Source organism: Exiguobacterium qingdaonense (assembly GCF_018617855.1).
Classification (GTDB): Bacteria; Bacillota; Bacilli; order Exiguobacteriales; family Exiguobacteriaceae; genus Exiguobacterium; species Exiguobacterium qingdaonense.
In genome coordinates this window covers 185,211-203,832 of sequence record NZ_JACSKY010000001.1, presented here as the reverse complement: position 1 = coordinate 203,832, position 18,622 = coordinate 185,211, and the positions used below count along the sequence as shown (strand labels likewise).

Annotated in this window: 19 protein-coding genes and 2 pseudogenes; 20 read left to right on the top strand and 1 reads right to left on the bottom strand. The window is 47.0% G+C overall.

Annotated elements, in window-relative coordinates; all coding sequences use genetic code 11:
- The 11 genes and pseudogenes from KNP00_RS00995 to KNP00_RS00945 all read left to right on the top strand — a co-directional run bounded on the left by KNP00_RS00995 (nucleotide 1) and on the right by KNP00_RS00945 (nucleotide 10,589).
- Nucleotides 1–1,185, top strand: coding sequence for a DUF2157 domain-containing protein (locus tag KNP00_RS00995; protein WP_215142248.1), 1,185 nt, complete (start codon nucleotides 1–3; stop codon nucleotides 1,183–1,185).
- Nucleotides 1,182–1,631 carry a GDYXXLXY domain-containing protein gene (locus KNP00_RS00990; RefSeq protein ID WP_215141435.1) on the top strand — a complete coding sequence of 150 codons (450 nt, stop codon included), beginning with the start codon at nucleotides 1,182–1,184 and terminating at the stop codon, nucleotides 1,629–1,631. The genes KNP00_RS00995 and KNP00_RS00990 overlap by 4 nt, the downstream gene beginning before the upstream one ends.
- Nucleotides 1,632–1,872: 241 nt before the next feature.
- Nucleotides 1,873–2,580 (top strand): 3D domain-containing protein, encoded by a 708-nt coding sequence (locus KNP00_RS00985; RefSeq protein WP_240542642.1) that lies wholly within the window; start codon nucleotides 1,873–1,875, stop codon nucleotides 2,578–2,580.
- Nucleotides 2,581–2,689: 109 nt separating this feature from the next.
- Nucleotides 2,690–3,406, top strand: a pseudogene (locus KNP00_RS00980) (ABC transporter ATP-binding protein); the annotation flags it as partial.
- 10 nt (nucleotides 3,407–3,416) lie between these two features.
- Nucleotides 3,417–4,922: an ABC transporter permease/substrate-binding protein gene (locus KNP00_RS00975; RefSeq protein ID WP_215141431.1), complete on the top strand. Its 1,506-nt coding sequence runs from the start codon at nucleotides 3,417–3,419 to the stop codon at nucleotides 4,920–4,922.
- Nucleotides 4,919–5,791, top strand: a complete 873-nt coding sequence (locus KNP00_RS00970; RefSeq protein WP_215141429.1) for a diacylglycerol/lipid kinase family protein — start codon at nucleotides 4,919–4,921, stop codon at nucleotides 5,789–5,791. The genes KNP00_RS00975 and KNP00_RS00970 overlap by 4 nt, the downstream gene beginning before the upstream one ends.
- Before the next feature lie 121 nt (nucleotides 5,792–5,912).
- A complete protein-coding gene (locus tag KNP00_RS00965) occupies nucleotides 5,913–7,265 on the top strand; it encodes a sodium-dependent transporter (protein ID WP_215141427.1) in 1,353 nt (450 codons plus the stop codon).
- Nucleotides 7,266–7,462: 197 nt separating this feature from the next.
- Nucleotides 7,463–8,185, top strand: coding sequence for a 5-bromo-4-chloroindolyl phosphate hydrolysis family protein (locus KNP00_RS00960; protein WP_215141425.1), 723 nt, complete (start codon nucleotides 7,463–7,465; stop codon nucleotides 8,183–8,185).
- Nucleotides 8,169–9,404, top strand: a complete 1,236-nt coding sequence (locus tag KNP00_RS00955; RefSeq protein ID WP_215141424.1) for a toxic anion resistance protein — start codon at nucleotides 8,169–8,171, stop codon at nucleotides 9,402–9,404. Before KNP00_RS00960 ends, KNP00_RS00955 begins: the two co-directional genes overlap by 17 nt.
- A 60-nt stretch (nucleotides 9,405–9,464) precedes the next feature.
- Complete coding sequence (locus tag KNP00_RS00950) at nucleotides 9,465–10,040, top strand: deoxycytidylate deaminase (protein ID WP_215141423.1); 576 nt, start codon at nucleotides 9,465–9,467, stop codon at nucleotides 10,038–10,040.
- A gap of 198 nt (nucleotides 10,041–10,238) precedes the next feature.
- Nucleotides 10,239–10,589 (top strand): hypothetical protein, encoded by a 351-nt coding sequence (locus tag KNP00_RS00945; RefSeq protein WP_215141422.1) that lies wholly within the window; start codon nucleotides 10,239–10,241, stop codon nucleotides 10,587–10,589.
- A 144-nt stretch (nucleotides 10,590–10,733) separates the two neighbouring features.
- Here KNP00_RS00945 and hisJ read toward each other — a convergent pair whose 3' ends face one another.
- Entirely contained in the window at nucleotides 10,734–11,552 is an 819-nt protein-coding gene (hisJ, locus tag KNP00_RS00940; protein WP_215141421.1) for a histidinol-phosphatase HisJ, read from the bottom strand.
- Nucleotides 11,553–11,662: 110 nt separating this feature from the next.
- Here hisJ and KNP00_RS00935 point away from each other — a divergent pair, with 110 nt between their 5' ends.
- The 9 genes and pseudogenes from KNP00_RS00935 to hisIE all read left to right on the top strand — a co-directional run bounded on the left by KNP00_RS00935 (nucleotide 11,663) and on the right by hisIE (nucleotide 18,613).
- Nucleotides 11,663–12,586, top strand: a complete 924-nt coding sequence (locus KNP00_RS00935) for an ATP phosphoribosyltransferase regulatory subunit (protein ID WP_215141415.1) — start codon at nucleotides 11,663–11,665, stop codon at nucleotides 12,584–12,586.
- A complete protein-coding gene (hisG, locus tag KNP00_RS00930) occupies nucleotides 12,583–13,191 on the top strand; it encodes an ATP phosphoribosyltransferase (protein WP_215141413.1) in 609 nt (202 codons plus the stop codon). Before KNP00_RS00935 ends, hisG begins: the two co-directional genes overlap by 4 nt.
- Nucleotides 13,188–14,405 carry a histidinol dehydrogenase gene (hisD, locus tag KNP00_RS00925; protein ID WP_215141411.1) on the top strand — a complete coding sequence of 406 codons (1,218 nt, stop codon included), beginning with the start codon at nucleotides 13,188–13,190 and terminating at the stop codon, nucleotides 14,403–14,405. The genes hisG and hisD overlap by 4 nt, the downstream gene beginning before the upstream one ends.
- Nucleotides 14,402–15,418, top strand: a complete 1,017-nt coding sequence (locus tag KNP00_RS00920; protein WP_215141409.1) for a pyridoxal phosphate-dependent aminotransferase — start codon at nucleotides 14,402–14,404, stop codon at nucleotides 15,416–15,418. The genes hisD and KNP00_RS00920 overlap by 4 nt, the downstream gene beginning before the upstream one ends.
- Nucleotides 15,405–15,992 (top strand): imidazoleglycerol-phosphate dehydratase HisB, encoded by a 588-nt coding sequence (gene hisB, locus KNP00_RS00915; RefSeq protein WP_215141407.1) that lies wholly within the window; start codon nucleotides 15,405–15,407, stop codon nucleotides 15,990–15,992. The genes KNP00_RS00920 and hisB overlap by 14 nt, the downstream gene beginning before the upstream one ends.
- Nucleotides 15,989–16,576, top strand: coding sequence for an imidazole glycerol phosphate synthase subunit HisH (gene hisH, locus KNP00_RS00910; RefSeq protein ID WP_215141405.1), 588 nt, complete (start codon nucleotides 15,989–15,991; stop codon nucleotides 16,574–16,576). Before hisB ends, hisH begins: the two co-directional genes overlap by 4 nt.
- Nucleotides 16,554–17,267, top strand: a complete 714-nt coding sequence (gene hisA, locus KNP00_RS00905; protein ID WP_215141403.1) for a 1-(5-phosphoribosyl)-5-[(5-phosphoribosylamino)methylideneamino]imidazole-4-carboxamide isomerase — start codon at nucleotides 16,554–16,556, stop codon at nucleotides 17,265–17,267. Before hisH ends, hisA begins: the two co-directional genes overlap by 23 nt.
- A complete protein-coding gene (gene hisF / locus KNP00_RS00900; RefSeq protein WP_215141401.1) occupies nucleotides 17,260–18,027 on the top strand; it encodes an imidazole glycerol phosphate synthase subunit HisF in 768 nt (255 codons plus the stop codon). The genes hisA and hisF overlap by 8 nt, the downstream gene beginning before the upstream one ends.
- Nucleotides 17,976–18,613 (top strand): annotated as a pseudogene (hisIE, locus tag KNP00_RS14350) (bifunctional phosphoribosyl-AMP cyclohydrolase/phosphoribosyl-ATP diphosphatase HisIE). Before hisF ends, hisIE begins: the two are co-directional and overlap by 52 nt.
- Nucleotides 18,614–18,622 lie beyond the last annotated feature (9 nt).

Here is an 18,622-nt window from a genome sequence, read left to right as displayed (position 1 = left end):
ATGATTCAGGTGTCCATTGACAAAAAGGTACGTGAATGGCAAGAGGCGGGTTTGTTGGACGAAGCGACCGGTAAGAGACTAGTCGACTATGAGTATGAACAGCGGGCGGCTAGTGAGCGACAAAATCACAAGCCGCCCGTTTTAATCATTGTCGGATCGATTTTATTGGCACTCAGTCTATTTAGCTTTGTCGCGGCCAATTGGCAGGTGATTCCTGACCTATTAAAAATCGGACTGTTCCTTCTATTTATGGTCGGATGTTATGCGCTGGCTGAACGAGTACGCTTGAAAGCTCCTAAGTATGTCACATTATTGAGGGTACTGGGATTTGCCTTCTTTGTTGCGACCATGGCCGTCATCTTTACGACATACCATTTGTCGGGCCAGGTGACACTTCTATTTTGGATCATCCTCGCGATGGCGATACTCCACCGTCTATTGTATAAACATGTCTTCTTCACCATCATTGCTGCGATTGCAGCATTTGTAGCCGTTACGAGTAGTTTTGATGGGATCGGATTCATATTGATTGTATTTGGTCTCATCGTTTCATGGGCATGGTTCCATTTCACCGAAGAGACATTCGATCGAACATTTGCATGGTTGACTGTTTATGGTCTTCTCAATTTGATTGGACAATATGCTGACTATGAAGGTAGGTTGTGGCCACTTTGGTCACTTGTCATCTTACATGTGTTCCTGTTGTTCTATCGTGAACGAGCCGCCTGGCAGGCAACCTACTTGTTTGTCGCAGCCGTTCTCTCCATCGGGTATTTGATTCATGTCACTGAGCGTTGGCTTTCTCAAAGACCGCCTTCAATCTTTGAGGCGACGCTTTTGTCGATTGCTTTCGTAGCCGTCTATTTGATTCATAGGCGAAGCGACCTTCTATGGGTAAGTTTTCTTGCGATCGTTCCGTTCGCATTATTTGAAGATACAGGAGTCTTACTAGCTATCATCATTGAGGTGATTGCTCTGTCTTACCTCATTCGTCAAGATATGACAAGGCAACCGACCACGTTCGCCTTTATCTACTTCTTAGTCGTTCAACTGACGATTTATTTCATTTATGTATGGGATCGCCTTGATATATCACTCTTCTTCTTTATCGGTGCGTTAATCGTCTTTGCGTTGTCGCTCGCATTATGGTGGCGTAACCGAACGAAAGGAGACGTGACGACATGAGACGAATTTCTAAATGGACGATCCCTGTTATACAAGTTTTTATCGCCATACTATTTGTGATCCTCGTATACGCTGTCTCATGGGTCGGGGAGACATATACGTTTGAGGGGACTTCCTATGAGCCGTACGATCCTTATTTTGGAGACTCTATCTATTTAGAGTATGATGCGCTCAAAGGACGACATGACGTCGATACGGGGACAGTTTACGTATCATTTCAACAAGGGGACGATGGCTTTGCAACGATTGATCGAATCGAGTCAAATCCGTTCTTTGGGGGCGTTCGGGCAAACTATTTCGATCGAGTCGTTTATATAGAAGAAATGAACGTGTATCGCGTATCTCAAGATGAGGTTGAAGCGGTCGAAGGCGAGCAGTCGTTCACGGTACAAGTCGATATCGCACCGTGGGGCATGCTAAGAATGTATGATTTAAAGTCAAAATAATAAAAGAATATGATGACAAGAAGATTACAGATTTGTTACACGCTAAGTTGTAACGATTCTGTAATTTTTTTGTGAATGCTATATATATCAACGTTTTTTTCAATTGTTACAATCTGTAACCACTTTTTTGGACATATGTCAGGAATGTTTCACTTCGATAAAATGACTACTTTGGTATTGCATGTCGTGGTAAATTAACATCTGTTCGTTACATAACGAGAAAGGTGATGACCTTACTACGATGAAATTAATAAAATATATGATGTTCTTCGGAGCCGCAATGATTGGCATGTTCACTTGCACTATACAAGCGGATGCTGCCCAAATCGGGATCGGAACGGAGCAGAAGATTGTACAAAACCCAATTGAGTTAGAACGACAGGCGATTGAAGAAGAGCGAAAGAAAGAAATCGCGCGTCAAAAAAAGATTGCCGAGGAGAAACGTTTAGCTGAAGCAAAACGCCTTGAAGCAGAACGTCTTCAAAAAGAGAAAGAGGAAGCAGAGAAGGCAAGACTTGCTGAACTTGAAGCGAAACGAAAAGCTGAGGCAGAACGTAAGGAAGAGGCGCGGGTTGCAGCCAAAAAGGCATCTTCAAATCAGTCGGTCAACGCGACACCGGTATCCACGACGACAAGCAAAAATGTGTTGACGGTTGAATCGACAGCATACTCGAATGATGTTGTTGATAATAAAACATATAGCGGTCGAGTTTTAACTGCAACTGGTCATGATGTGACGGATTCCATTTATTATAATGGGATGCGAATCATTGCGGTCGACCCATCGGTCATCCCGTTAGGTTCGAAAGTCCATATTCAAGGTGTCGGTGATGCCATTGCCTTGGATACAGGTGGTCGAATCAAAGGTCACATCGTTGATTTGTTGGTCGATTCTAAACAAGATGCGATTCAATGGGGGCGTCGACATATTCAAGTCACTCTCTATTAATTTGGAAGGTTCTCTAGTCATGAGAACCTTTTTTTGTTTAACATAGTAGAGAAACGGGCAAAATACTATTTGAATTTCCATTATTGGAAACAGTCGAGGAGGGATTAGGTTGATTGAGTTTCAAGATGTATCTAAACGTTATGAAGACGGGACATTAGCCGTCAAAGAGTTAAGCTTAACGGTCCAAAAAGGAGAAATTTTTGTGTTGATTGGACCATCCGGTTGTGGAAAGACCACGACGATGAAGATGGTGAATCGTCTCATTGACCATACTGATGGCAAAATACTGATTGATGGAAAAGAAATTTATCAATTCGATATTTACGAACTACGCCGAAACATCGGCTACGTTCTACAACAGATTGCCTTGTTTCCGCATTTGACAGTGGAGGAAAACATTTCAGTCGTGCCTGAACTGTTAAAATGGAAAAAGGAACGCACAAAAGATCGAGTGACCGAATTGATGAAGATTGCCGGGCTTGATTCGAAGTTGCGTTCTAAAAAGCCTTCTGAACTGTCGGGCGGACAACAACAACGAGTCGGTGTGTTGCGCGCATTAGCGGCAGACCCGGACGTCATCTTGATGGATGAACCTTTCTCAGCACTTGATCCAATCAGTCGTGGACAGTTGCAGGATGACATAAAACGATTGAATGATGAACTCGGAAAGACGATTCTCTTTGTCACCCATGACATGCAGGAAGCGATGAAACTAGGGGACCGGATCGCCTTGATGAGAGATGGGGAACTAATGCTCGTCGGGACACCAGAAGAGATATTAGCAAGTGACGATCCATTCGTTCTAGAATTTACACAACGCGGAAGAGGTGAGGTAGATGCTTGAGACGTTCCAAAATAGACAAGGCCAACTTGTCGAGGCGCTGATTGAGCACTTGCAGCTCTCGGTCGTATCGCTTTTGATTGCCGTACTAATTGCCGTACCACTCGGAATTTGGCTGACGCGGCGTAAAAAAATTGCTGAGACGGCAATCGGTGTCACTGCAATCATTCAAACCATTCCTTCTCTAGCACTCCTCGGATTGATGATTCCGCTTGTAGGAATCGGAGCGTTACCTGCAATCATTGCGCTCGTTCTATATGCGCTTCTTCCGATATTACGAAATACGTTCACCGGGCTGAACGAAGTAGATCAATCCTTACTTGAAGCGGCTCGAGCTTGTGGGATGAAACCGAATCAAAGTTTGATGAAAGTCGAGCTTCCTCTTGCTTTGCCCGTCATCATGGCAGGGATTCGTACAGCGATGGTACTCATCGTCGGAACGGCGACGCTTGCCGCCCTCGTCGGAGCAGGTGGTCTTGGTACGCTCATACTGCTAGGGATCAACCGCAATGATAATTACTTAATTTTACTTGGAGCCATTCCAGCCGCTATTTTGGCACTATTGTTTGATTTCTTGTTGCGTCAGATGGAAGGGGCAACTGCGACACGCAATAAGACAAAGTTGATTGCGGCCTCTACTGTGCTCGTGCTCATCATCGTCACACCGCTCGCATTCGGTCGCTCGCAAGAGACCGACCTCGTCGTTGCGGGTAAACTTGGACCGGAGCCGGAGATTCTCATGAACATGTACAAGCTGTTGATTGAAGAAGAGACGGATTTATCTGTATCCGTTAAACCGAACTTTGGGGAGACGACGTTCGTATGGGGGGCCCTCCAATCTGGTGATGTCGACCTTTATCCTGAGTTTACCGGGACGGCACTCGCCAGTCTCGTCAAAGAGACACCTGAGTCGAACGATGCCCGTGAAGTTTATGAGCAAGCGAGAGACGCACTTGCAGAAGACGGGTACGTGATGCTCGAACCGATGCAGTTCAATAATACGTATGCGCTTGCGATTCCTCGTGACTATTCAGAAGCAGAAGATATCACAGCGATTTCAGACTTGCGAAATGTCGAATCGGATATTCAGGCTGGGTTCACCCTTGAATTTACGGACCGTGAAGACGGGTATCCTGGATTGCAGGACGAATACGGGTTTGATTTCCCATCCGTCGTATCCATGGAACAAAAATTACGGTATCGTGCCATCTCTCGCGGAGATGTCAACTTAGTCGATGCCTATGCGACTGACCCTGACATTGCCGAAAATGATTTGGTCGTGCTCGAAGATGACCGTCAGTTCTTCCCGCCGTATCAAGGGGCACCACTTTTAAAAGAGGAAACACTTGAAGAGTATCCAGAAATCGAAGATGCGCTGAATCAGTTAGGCGGAAAAATTACTGATGAAGAAATGTCTGAACTGAATAGACGTGTCGCCTATGGAAATGAACGTGCTTACGACGTAGCGAAAGATTTCTTGGAGCAGGAAGGGTTGTTATGAGAGCGATGATCATATCAAACCCGAAGTCCGGAACGAGCGAAACGATGCTCGGTGAGGTCATCGGAACGATTGAATCGCTCTATGAAGAAATCATCATTAAGAAAACGCAACAAATCGGGGATGCACTCCGGTTTGCAAAAGAAAGTGGAACGTTCGACCATCTGATTGTCATCGGGGGAGACGGGACACTAAATGAAGTAGTAAATGGATTGATGACGTTAGAGCGTGCCGATCGTCCGACAGTAGGGATTATTCCTGCCGGTACGTGTAATGACTTTGCTCGAGCACTCGAACTGCCGATTCAACCGTCACAGGCTGCGGAAATCATCCGTTCGACTCACGAACAACATGTCGACGTCATTCAAGTAAATAACATGTATGCACTCAACTTCGTTGGAGTCGGTTTGATTGCGGATGCGTCCCGTCAAATCGATCCGGATGAGAAAGAATCTTTAGGGTCAATCGGATATTTTTTAGCTACGATTCGTCAGTTTCGCGAGGTGGATCCGTTTGAGATTGTTTTACGCCGAGGGAATGACATCCTATTTGAAGGGAATGTGAGTTTTCTTTATGTAGGAAACGGAAGTTACTTGGGGACAGTCCCGACAAAACTAGAAACGCAATCCTTCTCTGATGGACTGTTAGAGGTTGTGCACAGTTCGGCCATCGGTTTTCCGATGATCAAGCAATTGCTGACCCAACAGCTCGGCCTTGATCAAAAATCGACGGAATGGAACCATTTTCAGACTCAGCAAATCGAAGTAGGCTTAACAGAACCTCAAATCATTGATGTCGATGGTGAACATTTCGAATCTGATCAACTGTCGATCACCATTCAAGAGCAGGCACTTACATTTTTTACACCATAAAGCATCAACAGAGAAAAGTATTCAGACTTTTCTCTGTTTTTTGTTGTTCTGACCTTTGAACCGTGTTAGTATTTCACTATTATTATGAAAATGAAATGAAAAACAGGAAGTAGGGGTATTCATGGCGCAAAATTCATTCGCCTCAAAAATTGGATTCATACTAGCTGCCGCAGGTTCGGCAATCGGCTTAGGGGCGATCTGGAAATTTCCATACGTCACCGGGACGAGTGGAGGCGGTGCCTTTTTACTCATGTTTCTGGCATTCACGCTCTTACTCGGTCTCCCATTATTAATTGGCGAGTTTATCGTTGGTCGTTCAACTCAAAAGACCGCACTGCTCGCATTTAAAAAACTAGGACATGGACGTTGGTCCGTCATTGGTTATCTAGGTGTAACTGCATGTTTCTTGTTGCTTTCCTTCTATAGTGTCATTGGAGGCTGGGTCTTGATTTACATCGGACTTGGGTTGAGTGGCGCTTTGAACATACAGTCTGCAAGCGAGTTTGGTGAGGTGTTTGAACGTGTAGTATCGACACCGGAAATCGCCGTCCTCGGCCAGTTCTTATTCCTCTTAATCACGCTCCTCATCGTTTTACGTGGGGTCGAGGGAGGAATTGAACGAATGAGTAAGATTTTGATGCCACTATTGTTCATCAGTTTCTTAGTTCTTGTCATCCGTTCGTTGACGCTTGACGGGGCGATGGAAGGAGTTCGTTTCTTCTTACAGCCTGATTTCTCTGCACTGACCGGGGAATCGGTCCTATTCGCACTCGGACAAGCCTTCTTCTCCTTGTCGTTAGGTGTAGCGGCGATGCTGACATACGCGTCCTATATTAAAACGAGGGGGACGTTGAATCGCTCGGCGAATATGATCGTTTTATTAAACATCACAGTGTCAATCTTGGCAGGTCTTGCCATCTTCCCAGCAGTCTTCGCATCAGGACTTGACCCAGCCGAAGGTCCAGCATTGCTCTTCGTCGTGTTACCGGCTGTCTTCAATCAAGTGCCGCTCGGTGGATTCTTCATGGTCTTGTTCTTCTTATTGTTTGCATTTGCTTCAATCACATCATCAATCGCCATGTTAGAAGTTGTCGTCGCTGGCGTGACCGATCGCTTGAATGAAAAAGAATCAGCATGGTCAAAAAAGAAAGTGACAGTAGTCGCAACCCTTCTCGTTTTCATTGTCGGTGTGCCTTCTGCATTATCATTCGGTATTTTGAATGAGTGGCAAGTCTGGAATGGGCGTACGTTCTTCGATACGATGGATTATCTCGTCAGCTATATTTTGATGCCGGTCGGGGCACTATTGACGTCCATCTTTGTCGGATACATCGTCGATCAACGTATTTTGAAAGATGAAATTCAAACATCACAACCGGGAATGAAGCTTTATCCAGTTTGGCATGCACTTATGCGTTATATCATCCCTGTCACAGTAGCTATCGTCATGGTTTCGACGTGGCTGAACGTATGAGTATTGAACCGTAGGCTCTAGTAGTCTACGGTTTTTTTAGTCGTGCAACGGGAAAGTAGTCGATATAGGTACTTGATTTACACCTATGGACGGAGGGACCATGGATGATTGATATGCTAAAATGAATGGGATGTCGAAACTTTTTTTGACTGGTTCCGTAATGTACAATAGAAGTAACATGAGATGAGGTGAACAGAATGAAAACATGGATGAAATGGGCCCTGACAGGGGTGGTCATATATTTTGCCATCAGCGTATTCGATTTCTCCTGGTTATTCATTATCGTAGGTGCGTTCGTCTTGAATGAAATGTGGTCGACGAACAAGCGTAAACAACGTCAGCGAACTCCGACAATGGTCGCGAAGCGTGCAAAGAAAAAACTGTTGCTCGATGAGGACGAACCATTCTCTGGTTCAAGGATCTTAAAACCGATTGAAGAACCTGTATCGACACGCCAATTTGAAGCGACAGATGATTTAGAACTTCAGTTTTTGCAACGAACGATTGAACAGGGATATGAAAAGCTCCAGCAGATTGACCGCATCCTTCCCGACATTAAGGATGTCGAAGTCCGACGTGAAATGAAAGCTGTTTCGAAAGAAGCACACGACTTGTTCGAAGAGCTTTTCGAAAACCCACAGGATGCGAAGCATGTACGAGACTTGTTCACATTTTATCTAGACTCACTCGTCTCGGTCGTTTTGAAATTTAAAGAACTTGAAGGAAAACGGGTCGTCATTCAAGAAGAGACTCGGGAGCAATTAATCACGAATATGCGACTCATTGTCGATAAATTTAAAGAACAGCGCGGACGTCTCTTAGAAGATGACGCCGTAGACTTTGAACGTGAACTGATCATGATGGAACGAGTCTTGTCTGATCAGCCGGAAGGGAGAAAGAAACATGACTTCATCGAATGAAACGAACTGGCAGTCATGGCCGGAAGAAGAGTTGACATCTGATACGAAAACAGAAACAAAAACAGATACCGAGGGGTTTAGTGATCCGTCTGTGGAATGGTCGTCCGTTTCACAGACGCATGAGGTGCCAGCAATTCAAGCCAAACCGGACGTACCCCAGGAGCATCGTGAACGCATCACACGATTGGCAGAATCGATCGATATCAAGAAGACGGATTCGGTCATGTTATTCGGATCAAACGTCCAGCGTGAACTCTCGCAGTTCTCTGACCAAATTTTAACGGAAGTTCGGATGAAAGATGGTGGGGAAGCAGGGAAACTATTATCTGATTTGATGCAAAATGTACGAAAAATGGATCCAGATATGCTTCAACCCGAGAAGAAGAGCTTTATGGATAACTTGCCGCTCATCGGTCGGGCAAAGAAGAAAGCCGAAAACTATAAACTTCAGTTCGAAAAAATGAACGTTTATTTAGAAGAGGTCATTCATAACTTAGATCGCGCCAAATTCGGGCTCATGAAAGACATCACGATGCTTGATCAAATGTATGACAAGAATAAGCGCTATTTTGAAGAGCTAAACGTCTATATCGCCGCGGGCGAGACAAAGCTTGACCATGTCCGCGAAAACGAGATTGCACCACTAAGACAAGAAGTAGAAGTGTCTAAAGACCAATCGAAGCTCCAACAACTGAACGACATGATCCAGTTGGCAGACCGTTTTGAGAAAAAATTGCATGACTTGAAGTTAAGCCGTACGATTAGCCTCCAAATGGCACCCCAAATTCGAGTCATTCAACAGAACAACCAAATTCTTGCTGAAAAGATTGAATCAGCGGTAGTGAACACAATACCGCTTTGGAAGAACCAAGTCGTTCTTGCGCTCAGCCTAACTCGACAAAAGACGGCGTTACGGATGCAACAAGATGTCACAAAGACGACAAATCAGTTACTCGAGCAAAACTCGAAGATGTTGAAAGACTCCTCAATTGAGATCGCCGAGGAGAATGAAAAAGGAATCGTATCTGTGGAGTCACTGAAAGTCGCTCACGAGAATTTACTTTCGACGTTGGATGAGACGTTGCGCATTCAACAAGAAGGGAAACAAAAACGTCGTGACGCCGAGCGTGAACTCGACCGCATGGAGCATGAATTGAAAGAGAAGGTCATTGAGATTGCCTCGAAAAATAAAGAACTACCGAATGACTCAAGTTATTGAGGAAAGAAAGTCTGTGAACTCAGACTTTCTTTTTGTACGTCATATTAAGGAGGGGACTTCGTGGAAAAACAACGATTGTGGGATGAGACGTGGTTGTTGTTCGCAGATATGATGGCCGAGCGGCACTCAAAATGTGCATCTAAAAGTGTGGCCTGCGTCATCGTAAAAGATGAAAAGCCGATTTCGATCGGCTTGAACGGGACCCCGTCAGGTCATACGAATTGTAATGAAATTTATATGAAGCAAGAGGATGGGTTTTATAAACACATGGACTACGTGGCGTCGACTGATCTAGATATGATGAACGAGCCGGCACGACTCATTCGTGATGGTGTGACATATGTCAAATGTACAGATCCGTATGATCACCATCACTGGTCGAAACAACACGAAATTCATGCCGAAATCAATGCGATTGGAAAATTGGCTGCCGATTCAACGAACGCCTTTGGTGCAACAGCATATGTTACGCATTCACCGTGCCATGCCTGTTCGCTCGCCTTGATTGCCGCACGAGTCGCACGTGTCGTCTATGCGGTCGGTTATGAGCATGGCGACGGGTTAGAGTTAATGCGCGAAAGCGGGATTGAAGTGTTACATATGCCACTTGAAAAAGTGTACAAAAATTTATTGTAAACGTTTTCATTAAGTGATATATTATTAATGTACTGCCAATGGTGTTTTACTCTTCCATTATTCGCCCCTTCTCTAAGGGGCCTTTTTTTGTTCAATATGAAGTGAGACATATTTTACACATAATGTTCAATATTTCACAATATATTCTCTGAAATCTCATTTATAATGAAATTAGATTCAAGAGAGGGGAATTTGATTATGGAAAAACTCGTTCGTTTTACAGATGGTGCATATGAAGTAGAAGCCTTAATCACTTTGGAAGAAGTGTGGGAAGATAAATTCGCGATCGGCATGCATAAGGAATTGGCAGTGAAATCGTTGACGATCAACGGCAACGAAGTGTCTGAAATAAAGCATGTTCGTGCGTTACTCCGTTTCTATCCGACTCTTGGCGTATCAGGCATCTTGTTGGCACTTGATAAAGCGGCAGCAGAAATCGTTGCCTTATCGGACGATAAAGATCCGGCGCTTGAATATGTCGAGCTCGTGGCTCTCCAAATGGACGAATCAGCGACAAATGACTTAAAAACGTTATACGCAGCGATGTGATTAAAAGGGTGAAATCTTCACCCTTTTTTATTGCAACTATCATTTGATGTGGTATGATGTATACAGATGAAGAAATGGAACGCCATATCGTTGTCAACCATAGCATGGGGATCTAGATTGCTAGATCGCTGTCAAAAGCCACGTTCACAGGAACGTGGCTTTTTTTTGTGCAATGACATCGAATCCAGATGCAACATCGTTTGCGAGATGTGCGTCCGACCCTAACGTGAATGGAATGTGTAACTGATTGGCGATTTTTGCGAGACCTGTAACGTAAGCCTCACCGCAATCAGGCTTTCTTAGCCCGGCCGTATTGAAATCAAGCCCGAATCCTTGGTCGGCGATCACACGCAAGAGACGTTCTTCCTCTTGTTTTACTAGCGAACGATCCCAGTCATAGTTCTTTTGATATTTGATTGGGAGGTCAAGATGACCGATTCGAGCGACACGGATGTCTTCCCACGGGAAGACGAGACTACGTGCAATCGAGTCATAGTAAGCTTTCGTGACGTCCTCGAATGAACCGAGCGTTCGAACAAGGTCGTCAAACGTTTCAGCAGAATAATCGACGGGCATGTATAGATTATCTACATATAAGAAGTGTTGTGACAAAATGACTTCATCGAGTAACGGTGCGTACGGTTTTAGTAAATCAATCGTCTCTTCTTCTAGATGTGGCAACAAGTCGACCTCTAGCCCGACTTTTATGTCAATGGAATCCTTATAATGTTGTTTCATCTCATGCAACGTATCGAGGTAATCAGGAAGAAGGTCAATCGACATCGCTGAATCTTGATTCGGTACAGGGTCGCTGAACGCTCGGGGGAATGGCGCATGTTCTGTGAACGTCATCGTTTGCAGGCCTTTCCCGATCCCGACTTGAATATAGTGTTCAATCGGGTCTTTCGTGCCGTGTGGACAATACGGTGTATGCACATGACCATCATGGGTGAAGTTAAACATTGGTTTCACGTCCTTTTCAGTTCAATCGGTTGACAGCTGTGACTGTGTTTGATAAATTTAACACAATACTTTAGTTTGGTAAAGTGATAACAAGATAAAGGGTGGGTATTATGATTTGGTCTAATTCGAAAGGTTCGATTCCAGAAGGCTGGTATGAACTTCAATCAGGAGATGTCATCCGTCCGAAACGATGGATGTTGTCATTTTTAGAGAAGGCGGAAGCGAGCGGTTATGCAGTCATCGATCCACCGCTACTCGAATATTATTCTCATTATCAAAACTTGGCGCTCTTTGACGAGTCGGCTTATTATCGATTGTTCGGCAATGACGGGGAACTTCTCGTCATGCGGCCTGACTATACATTACAAATCGCAAGAAAGTTGGCAGACGGGGATCAACCGATGCGTGTCGCTTACGCTGGTGCCGTCTACCGTCGGACTGTCAAACATTCGGGACAACCGCATGAACGGCAACAGCTCGGACTCGAGTGGGTCGACGGAGAAGAGAGAGATAGTCATCTGATTGAATCTTTTCTCGATATGACAGAAGGAGTCCTGCCGAATGACCGATTAACAATCAAAATCGGATCTGCCTCTGTCATCTCGCTCATTGCGAAAGAAACGGGAATTCAAGAGCGGACATTCCGAAAGATATTGGCTCTCCGCAATTTGGAGTCATTACGTGAACTCGCTGAGACGTATCGCTATCCATTGATTGCGAAACTACCATTCTTGATTGGGAACTCTGCACTTGAAGAGCTGCAGGCTGACGCACCGGTATCATTAAAAGAAGCAATCGATGAAGTCGATGAGGCAGTAAAACATTTGCGTGCGATCGGATTGAGTGTGTCTTACGATTTCGGTCAGACCGGAGATTTTGACTATTACTCTGGTTTGACTGTGACAGGTAGTATCGAAGGGAAACGTGTCCTATCGGGGGGACGGTATGATTCGCTATATGGACATTTTGGACACTCAAGACGGGCGTTCGGGATGTCACTTGATTTAGAGCAGTTAGATGAGGTGATCAAATGAAAGTAGCGGTCGCGAAGGGACGAATCGAAAAGGCGGCCCGTCAATATTTCGTTGAACGTGATTTACCGGTATGGCCGGAAACACGTGGACGCGAGCTGACGGTACAAGTAAGGAATCATGAATTTATTTTCGTTAAAGGGGACGATGTCTATAAGTATGTGATGCACGGTGCGGCGGATGTCGGTATTGTCGGTGGCGATATTTTACGAGAGAAGACGCCTGGTGTGCTCGAGGTCGTCGATTTACCGTTCGGTCGCTGTCGGATGGCCGTATGTGGACCGATCGCGCGAAGTAACGGGACGAAAAAATTAAAAGTGGCGAGCAAATATCCAAACATCGCCATCTCACACTTCGCATCGAAACGACAGAATGTGGAAGTCATCGCGTTAAATGGTTCGGTCGAACTCGCACCGCTCACAGGGCTTGCCGATTGCATCGTCGACATCGTCGAAACAGGTGCGACATTGGCCGCGAACGACTTAGAAGAATATGAGACGATTTTTTCCATCAATGCAAAGTTCATTACGAGTGAAACGGCTTTAGCGGATCAACCCGACGAACTGAAGTCATGGATTCGAAAGCTCAGTCAGGGGGAGAATGTATGAGTACAGAAACGAATCGGTCACGGCGTGAGGCATGGTCAGAGGCGGTGAAACCGATTGTAGAATCAATCGAAGCGCGCGGGGATGAGGCACTTTTAGAATGGACGCGACAATTTGACGGTGTCGACACAATCGAATCAATCGATTTGTCCCGTTTTACCCCCCCACCAGCTTATGAAGAGTTGACGGAAGCGTTGACGCTGGCGGCTGAACGAATTCGAGCGTTCCATGCTCACCAAGTGAGACCAGATGAGAAGATCGAAGACACGATGTTTCGACTCGGTCGGCGATATATGGCACTTGATTCCGTCGGTGTTTATGTACCGGGCGGGACAGCCGTCTATCCATCGAGCGTACTCATGAACATCATTCCGGCGAAAGTGGCCGGTGTGAAACGAGTGGTCATGGTCACCCCACCTAAAAAAGACGGCATCGACATCTCCCTATTGATTGCAGCCAAAATCGCCGGAGCCGATGAATGTTATCTCGTCGGAGGCGCACAAGCCGTTGCCGCACTCGCATACGGGACAGAAACGATTCGTCCGGTCGATAAGATTGTTGGTCCCGGTAATGCGTATGTCGCGACAGCGAAAGCGCTCGTATCTCACATTGTCGGCATCGACTCGGTCGCCGGACCGTCCGAGGTGTTGATTATCGCCGACGAAACGGCGAACCCGAAATGGGTCGCTGCCGATTTGCTCGCACAAGCGGAACATGACGTGGAGGCGACGGCGATCGCACTCGTCACGTCAGAAATCCTCCGTGATCAAGTGGAGCAAGAGCTTGAGAGACAACTGACGCTATTACCACGCCAGGAGATTGCAAGAGAGTCATTGAAACGAGGTGGTGTCTCGTATCGGACAATCGAAGGAGCAATCGAGTATGCGAACACGATGGCTGCCGAGCACGTTCAGCTCGCTGTCAAAGATCCTGAGACGTTGATGAGAGCGATTCGACACGGTGGGTCATTCTTCCTCGGACACGAGGCTGCGGAAGCGTTCGGAGATTATATCGCCGGACCGAACCACGTCTTGCCGACGAGTGGGACGGCCCGATTCTCGAGCGGCCTGTCGGTTGACGACTTTTATCGTCGCCAAACGTTCCTCGAGATGAAAGAACTTGATGAGACGGTTACAAAAGCTGCGATTCGAATCGCCAAACAGGAACAATTAGAAGGACATGCCCGTGCGATGGCTGTTCGGATGGAGGACAAATGAGACGAAATTATGAGAACATCCCTCGTTATGTGCCGCATGCCGTTTCAGGATACGCGCTCAATCAAAATGAAAGTCAATATCCGCTACCAGAACGGCTAGAACTAGTGATTCGAGACGTGTCACTCGAAGCACTAAGCCGTTATCCGGTCGAAGAATTACTGGCTTTAAAAGCGAGTTATGCCAACTATGCGGGAGTTGAGGCGACACAACTGATGGTCGGGAGCGGTAGCGACGAGCTATTGGCCATCTTAAGTCAAGCCATTTTAGATACGGAAGAGCGTGTGGTCGCACCGGCTCCAGACTTCTCGATGTACGGCATTTACACACAAATTGCGAGAGGGCAGTTCACGCAGCCGAGTGAGAACGGTTTGAGTTACGAGTCACTCATCAAAGTCATTCAAACGACTGAGCCGAAGCTCGTCTTAATCTCGAATCCGAATAATCCGACCGGCAAGATGTGGACACTTGACGAACTGTCTGACATTGCGACACGTGTCCCTTACCTCGTCGTAGATGAAGCGTATATCGATTTTACGATGAAAGATTCATTTGTATCACGGTTGAACGAACATGCGAACGTCATCATTTTACGGACGTTATCGAAAGCGTTCGGTCTAGCGAACCTCCGGATTGGGTTCATGATTGCATCTGAAGAAATCATCGAACAGATCGACCGCTTCCGTTCACCGTTCAATGTGAGCGGACTCAGTGCTGCGGTCGCCAACGTTGTATTGCGTGATGAGACGTATATCCAAGAGTCGATTCGGTTCCATTCGGCGCAACGGGAGAAATTAACCGAGTTGTTACGACCAATCGGTGAGATTTTACCGAGCCGTGCCAACTTTGTCTATGTCAAAACCGATGACAGTGAGGGATGGGCATCCCGCTTCCTAGAAAAAGGCGTCCATGTACGTGCGTTTCCGGATGGATTACGTGTCAGTGCAGGGACAGATGAGGCGTATGCCTATATCAGACAAACGATTGAAGAGGTGAATTCTGTTGAGAACAGCTGAACTAAAGCGTGAGACGAAAGAGACAAAAATTGATATTCAATTAAATCTGGACGGAACCGGTGAAAGTTCGATCCAAACGGGGGTCGGCTTCTTCGATCACATGTTGACGTTGCTTGCCTTTCACAGTCAGATGGACTTAAGCGTGAAAGTGGAAGGCGATACGTGGGTCGATGCCCACCATACGGTCGAGGATGTCGGGATCGCACTCGGTCAGCTCATCGCCAAGTCACTCGGGGACAAAGTCGGGATCCGTCGCTACGGGTCGAGCTATATGCCGATGGATGAGACGTTAGCTCGAGCGGTCATCGATGTGTCAGGGCGTCCCTTCCTCGTCTATCAAGCGGACATTCGCAATCCGAAACTCGGTGATTTTGATACCGAACTCGCCGAAGAGTTCTTTCGGGCCGTTGCCATGAATGGTCGACTCACACTGCATCTAGCTGTCCTTTACGGGTCGAACTCACATCACATGATTGAAGGGTTGTTCAAAGCGTTCGGACGAGCACTTGCCGAGGCGGTCTCGAGCGATGGGACGAACCGTCTCCCTTCTACGAAAGGATGGATTGAAGGATGAAAGTAGCGGTCATCGATTATGGTATGGGAAACGTATTTAACGTCGAACGAGCGTTACAAGCCATCGGTTGCCACGTCGTGATCACGAACGATGCAAATCAAATTGAAGAGGCGGACGCGATTTTACTTCCTGGGGTCGGGGCCTTCCCACAAGCGATGCAATCACTCGAACAGACGGGGCTCATCCCGTTATTGCAAAAGATGGCGACGGAAAAACCGTTTTTAGGGATCTGTCTTGGGATGCAGCTCTTGTTTGATTCGAGCACGGAAGGCATGCCGACGAAAGGTCTCGGGTTGATTCCCGGAACGGTCGAGCGGATGCGTGCGAAGCGCCTTCCACACGTCGGATGGAACTCGATCCTTCGTGATGAGGATGTCTACTTTGTCCATTCTTATCATGCCGTGACAGATGATGCCTACATTGTGGCGGAAGCGGATTACATGGGTGAGAAAGTTCCCGCAATCGTTCAAAAAGGGCTCGTCATGGGCATGCAGTTTCACCCGGAAAAGAGCGGGACGTTCGGTCTCAGTTTACTTCAAGAATGGAAGGAGGCGGTCGAGCGTGAGATTACTACCCGCCATTGATTTGATTGGAGGCAAGATTGTCCGTTTGACAGAAGGCGACTTTTCAACTGAAGAGCAATATGGTGACCCGTATGAACTGTTAAAAACGTGGCAAGGGAAAGTCCCGATGATTCACTTGATCGATTTAGAAGGGGCCAAGGCAGGGGAGCCGCGTCACCTAGACGTCGTCCGCTATGCGAAGTCTCTTGGCTTCCTCGTTCAGACAGGAGGCGGGATTCGTTCAGAAGCGTCACTTGAGGCGGTCATGGAAACAGGTGCGGACCGTGTCCTGTTAGGGACGAAGGCGTTCACGGATCCTGACTTTTTAGACAAGGCGATTGAAAAGTATGGCAAACGAGTCGCTGTGGCACTCGATGCATATGACGGGAAGGTCGCCATCAACGGATGGCAGGAAGCGACAAAGCTCGATGACATCTCGGTCGCCCAAGACCTCGTCAAACGAGGCATTGAGACGATTCTATACACCGACATCGGGTCCGACGGAAAACTGAGCGGACCGAACGTTTCTCGAATGAAGGCGTTACGTCAAATCGTCGACGTCACCCTGATCGCTTCAGGCGGCGTGACGACCGAAGAGGACGTGAAGGAACTGAAGATGGCCAAAATTGATGAGGCGGTCGTCGGCAAAGCGCTCCTCTCCGGTAAAGTAAGTATCGATGAACTGATTGAATGGGAGGCGCGTTATGCTTAAACGCAGAATTATTCCCTGTCTCGATGTGAAAGAAGGTCGTGTCGTCAAAGGGATTGAATTCGTTCAATTGCGTGACATTGGAGATCCGGTCGAAATCGCACAATATTACGATGAGTCCGGTGCCGATGAACTCGTCTTTCTCGACATCACCGCAAGCACCGAGCGACGTCAGACGATGCTCGATGTCGTCAGTGCGGTGGCAAGGAAAGTATTCATCCCGTTGACGGTCGGTGGTGGGATTCGCTCACTCGAGGACATCTCGTCACTATTAAAAGCAGGAGCGGACAAAGTATCGTTGAACACGCTCGCTGTCGAATCCCCAAGTCTCATTCGGGAAGCGGCCGATCGTTTCGGTTCGCAATGTATCGTCGTCGCAATCGACGTGAAATTTGAAGACGGCGAATATTACGTGTACACATATGGTGGAAAACAGAAGACAGACCTGTTGGCAGTCGAATGGGCGAAACAAGTGGCCGCACTCGGGGCGGGTGAACTCCTTGTCACGTCCATGAACCAAGACGGAAAGCAAAGCGGGTATGACCTTGCAATTTTGGAGCGATTGCGTGAAGTCGTCGACATTCCGATTATCGCATCCGGTGGGGCAGGCAATGCCGAGCACGTGGTCGAAGCGTTAGAGAAAGTCGATGCCGCCCTTCTCGCATCGATCTTACATGACCGAAAAACGACAGTAGAAGAGGTGAAGCACGTATGCACGAATCACAACTTGCCGATGCGGTTCGTTACGACGAAAATGGACTGATTTCAGCCATCATCGTCTCGGACGAAGACGGTGCGGTTCTCATGCTAGGATATATGAACGACGAGGCCATCCGAAAGACGCTTCGTGAACGGGTCGTCACGTTTTGGTCCCGATCAAAGGGACGGTTATGGATGAAAGGGGAGACGAGCGGCAACACACTGGACGTCGTCAGCATCCACGTCGACTGTGACCAGGACGCGCTTCTCGTCCGTGTCCACGCGAACGGCCCGACATGTCATACCGGAAATCGAAGCTGTTTCTTCACGGAGGTGAGCGCATGATTCATGAGTTGGAGAAATTGATCCAATCAAGAAAAGATGAACCGAAGGAAGGTTCTTACACGACGTATCTGTTGGATCAAGGTGTAGAAAAAATTGCGAAGAAGTTTGGTGAAGAATCGTTCGAGGTCGTCATTGCCGCGATGACAGATGAAAACTTGGTCGAGGAGTCGGCCGACCTTCTGTATCACCTGCTCGTCTTATTGGCAGCAAAAGGTGTCCGTTTAGAGGACGTGGAGGAACTGCTCGCCAAGCGTCACGGGACGACAACACCGGCGAAACCTCGTCGAGACGTCACGGAATGGTAATCATATAGT

Bases quoted from the DNA above. Each gene is read 5' to 3' on its own strand.
- KNP00_RS00995 (WP_215142248.1), top strand. From the start codon at position 1: ATGATTCAGGTGTCCATTGACAAAAAGGTACGTGAATGGCAAGAGGCG.
- KNP00_RS00990 (WP_215141435.1), top strand. From the start codon at position 1,182: ATGAGACGAATTTCTAAATGGACGATCCCTGTTATACAAGTTTTTATC.
- KNP00_RS00985 (WP_240542642.1), top strand. From the start codon at position 1,873: ATGAAATTAATAAAATATATGATGTTCTTCGGAGCCGCAATGATTGGC.
- KNP00_RS00975 (WP_215141431.1), top strand. From the start codon at position 3,417: ATGCTTGAGACGTTCCAAAATAGACAAGGCCAACTTGTCGAGGCGCTG.
- KNP00_RS00970 (WP_215141429.1), top strand. From the start codon at position 4,919: ATGAGAGCGATGATCATATCAAACCCGAAGTCCGGAACGAGCGAAACG.
- KNP00_RS00965 (WP_215141427.1), top strand. From the start codon at position 5,913: ATGGCGCAAAATTCATTCGCCTCAAAAATTGGATTCATACTAGCTGCC.
- KNP00_RS00960 (WP_215141425.1), top strand. From the start codon at position 7,463: ATGAAAACATGGATGAAATGGGCCCTGACAGGGGTGGTCATATATTTT.
- KNP00_RS00955 (WP_215141424.1), top strand. From the start codon at position 8,169: ATGACTTCATCGAATGAAACGAACTGGCAGTCATGGCCGGAAGAAGAG.
- KNP00_RS00945 (WP_215141422.1), top strand. From the start codon at position 10,239: ATGGAAAAACTCGTTCGTTTTACAGATGGTGCATATGAAGTAGAAGCC.
- hisJ (WP_215141421.1), bottom strand. From the start codon at position 11,552: ATGTTTAACTTCACCCATGATGGTCATGTGCATACACCGTATTGTCCA.
- KNP00_RS00935 (WP_215141415.1), top strand. From the start codon at position 11,663: ATGATTTGGTCTAATTCGAAAGGTTCGATTCCAGAAGGCTGGTATGAA.
- hisG (WP_215141413.1), top strand. From the start codon at position 12,583: ATGAAAGTAGCGGTCGCGAAGGGACGAATCGAAAAGGCGGCCCGTCAA.
- hisD (WP_215141411.1), top strand. From the start codon at position 13,188: ATGAGTACAGAAACGAATCGGTCACGGCGTGAGGCATGGTCAGAGGCG.
- KNP00_RS00920 (WP_215141409.1), top strand. From the start codon at position 14,402: ATGAGACGAAATTATGAGAACATCCCTCGTTATGTGCCGCATGCCGTT.
- hisH (WP_215141405.1), top strand. From the start codon at position 15,989: ATGAAAGTAGCGGTCATCGATTATGGTATGGGAAACGTATTTAACGTC.
- hisF (WP_215141401.1), top strand. From the start codon at position 17,260: ATGCTTAAACGCAGAATTATTCCCTGTCTCGATGTGAAAGAAGGTCGT.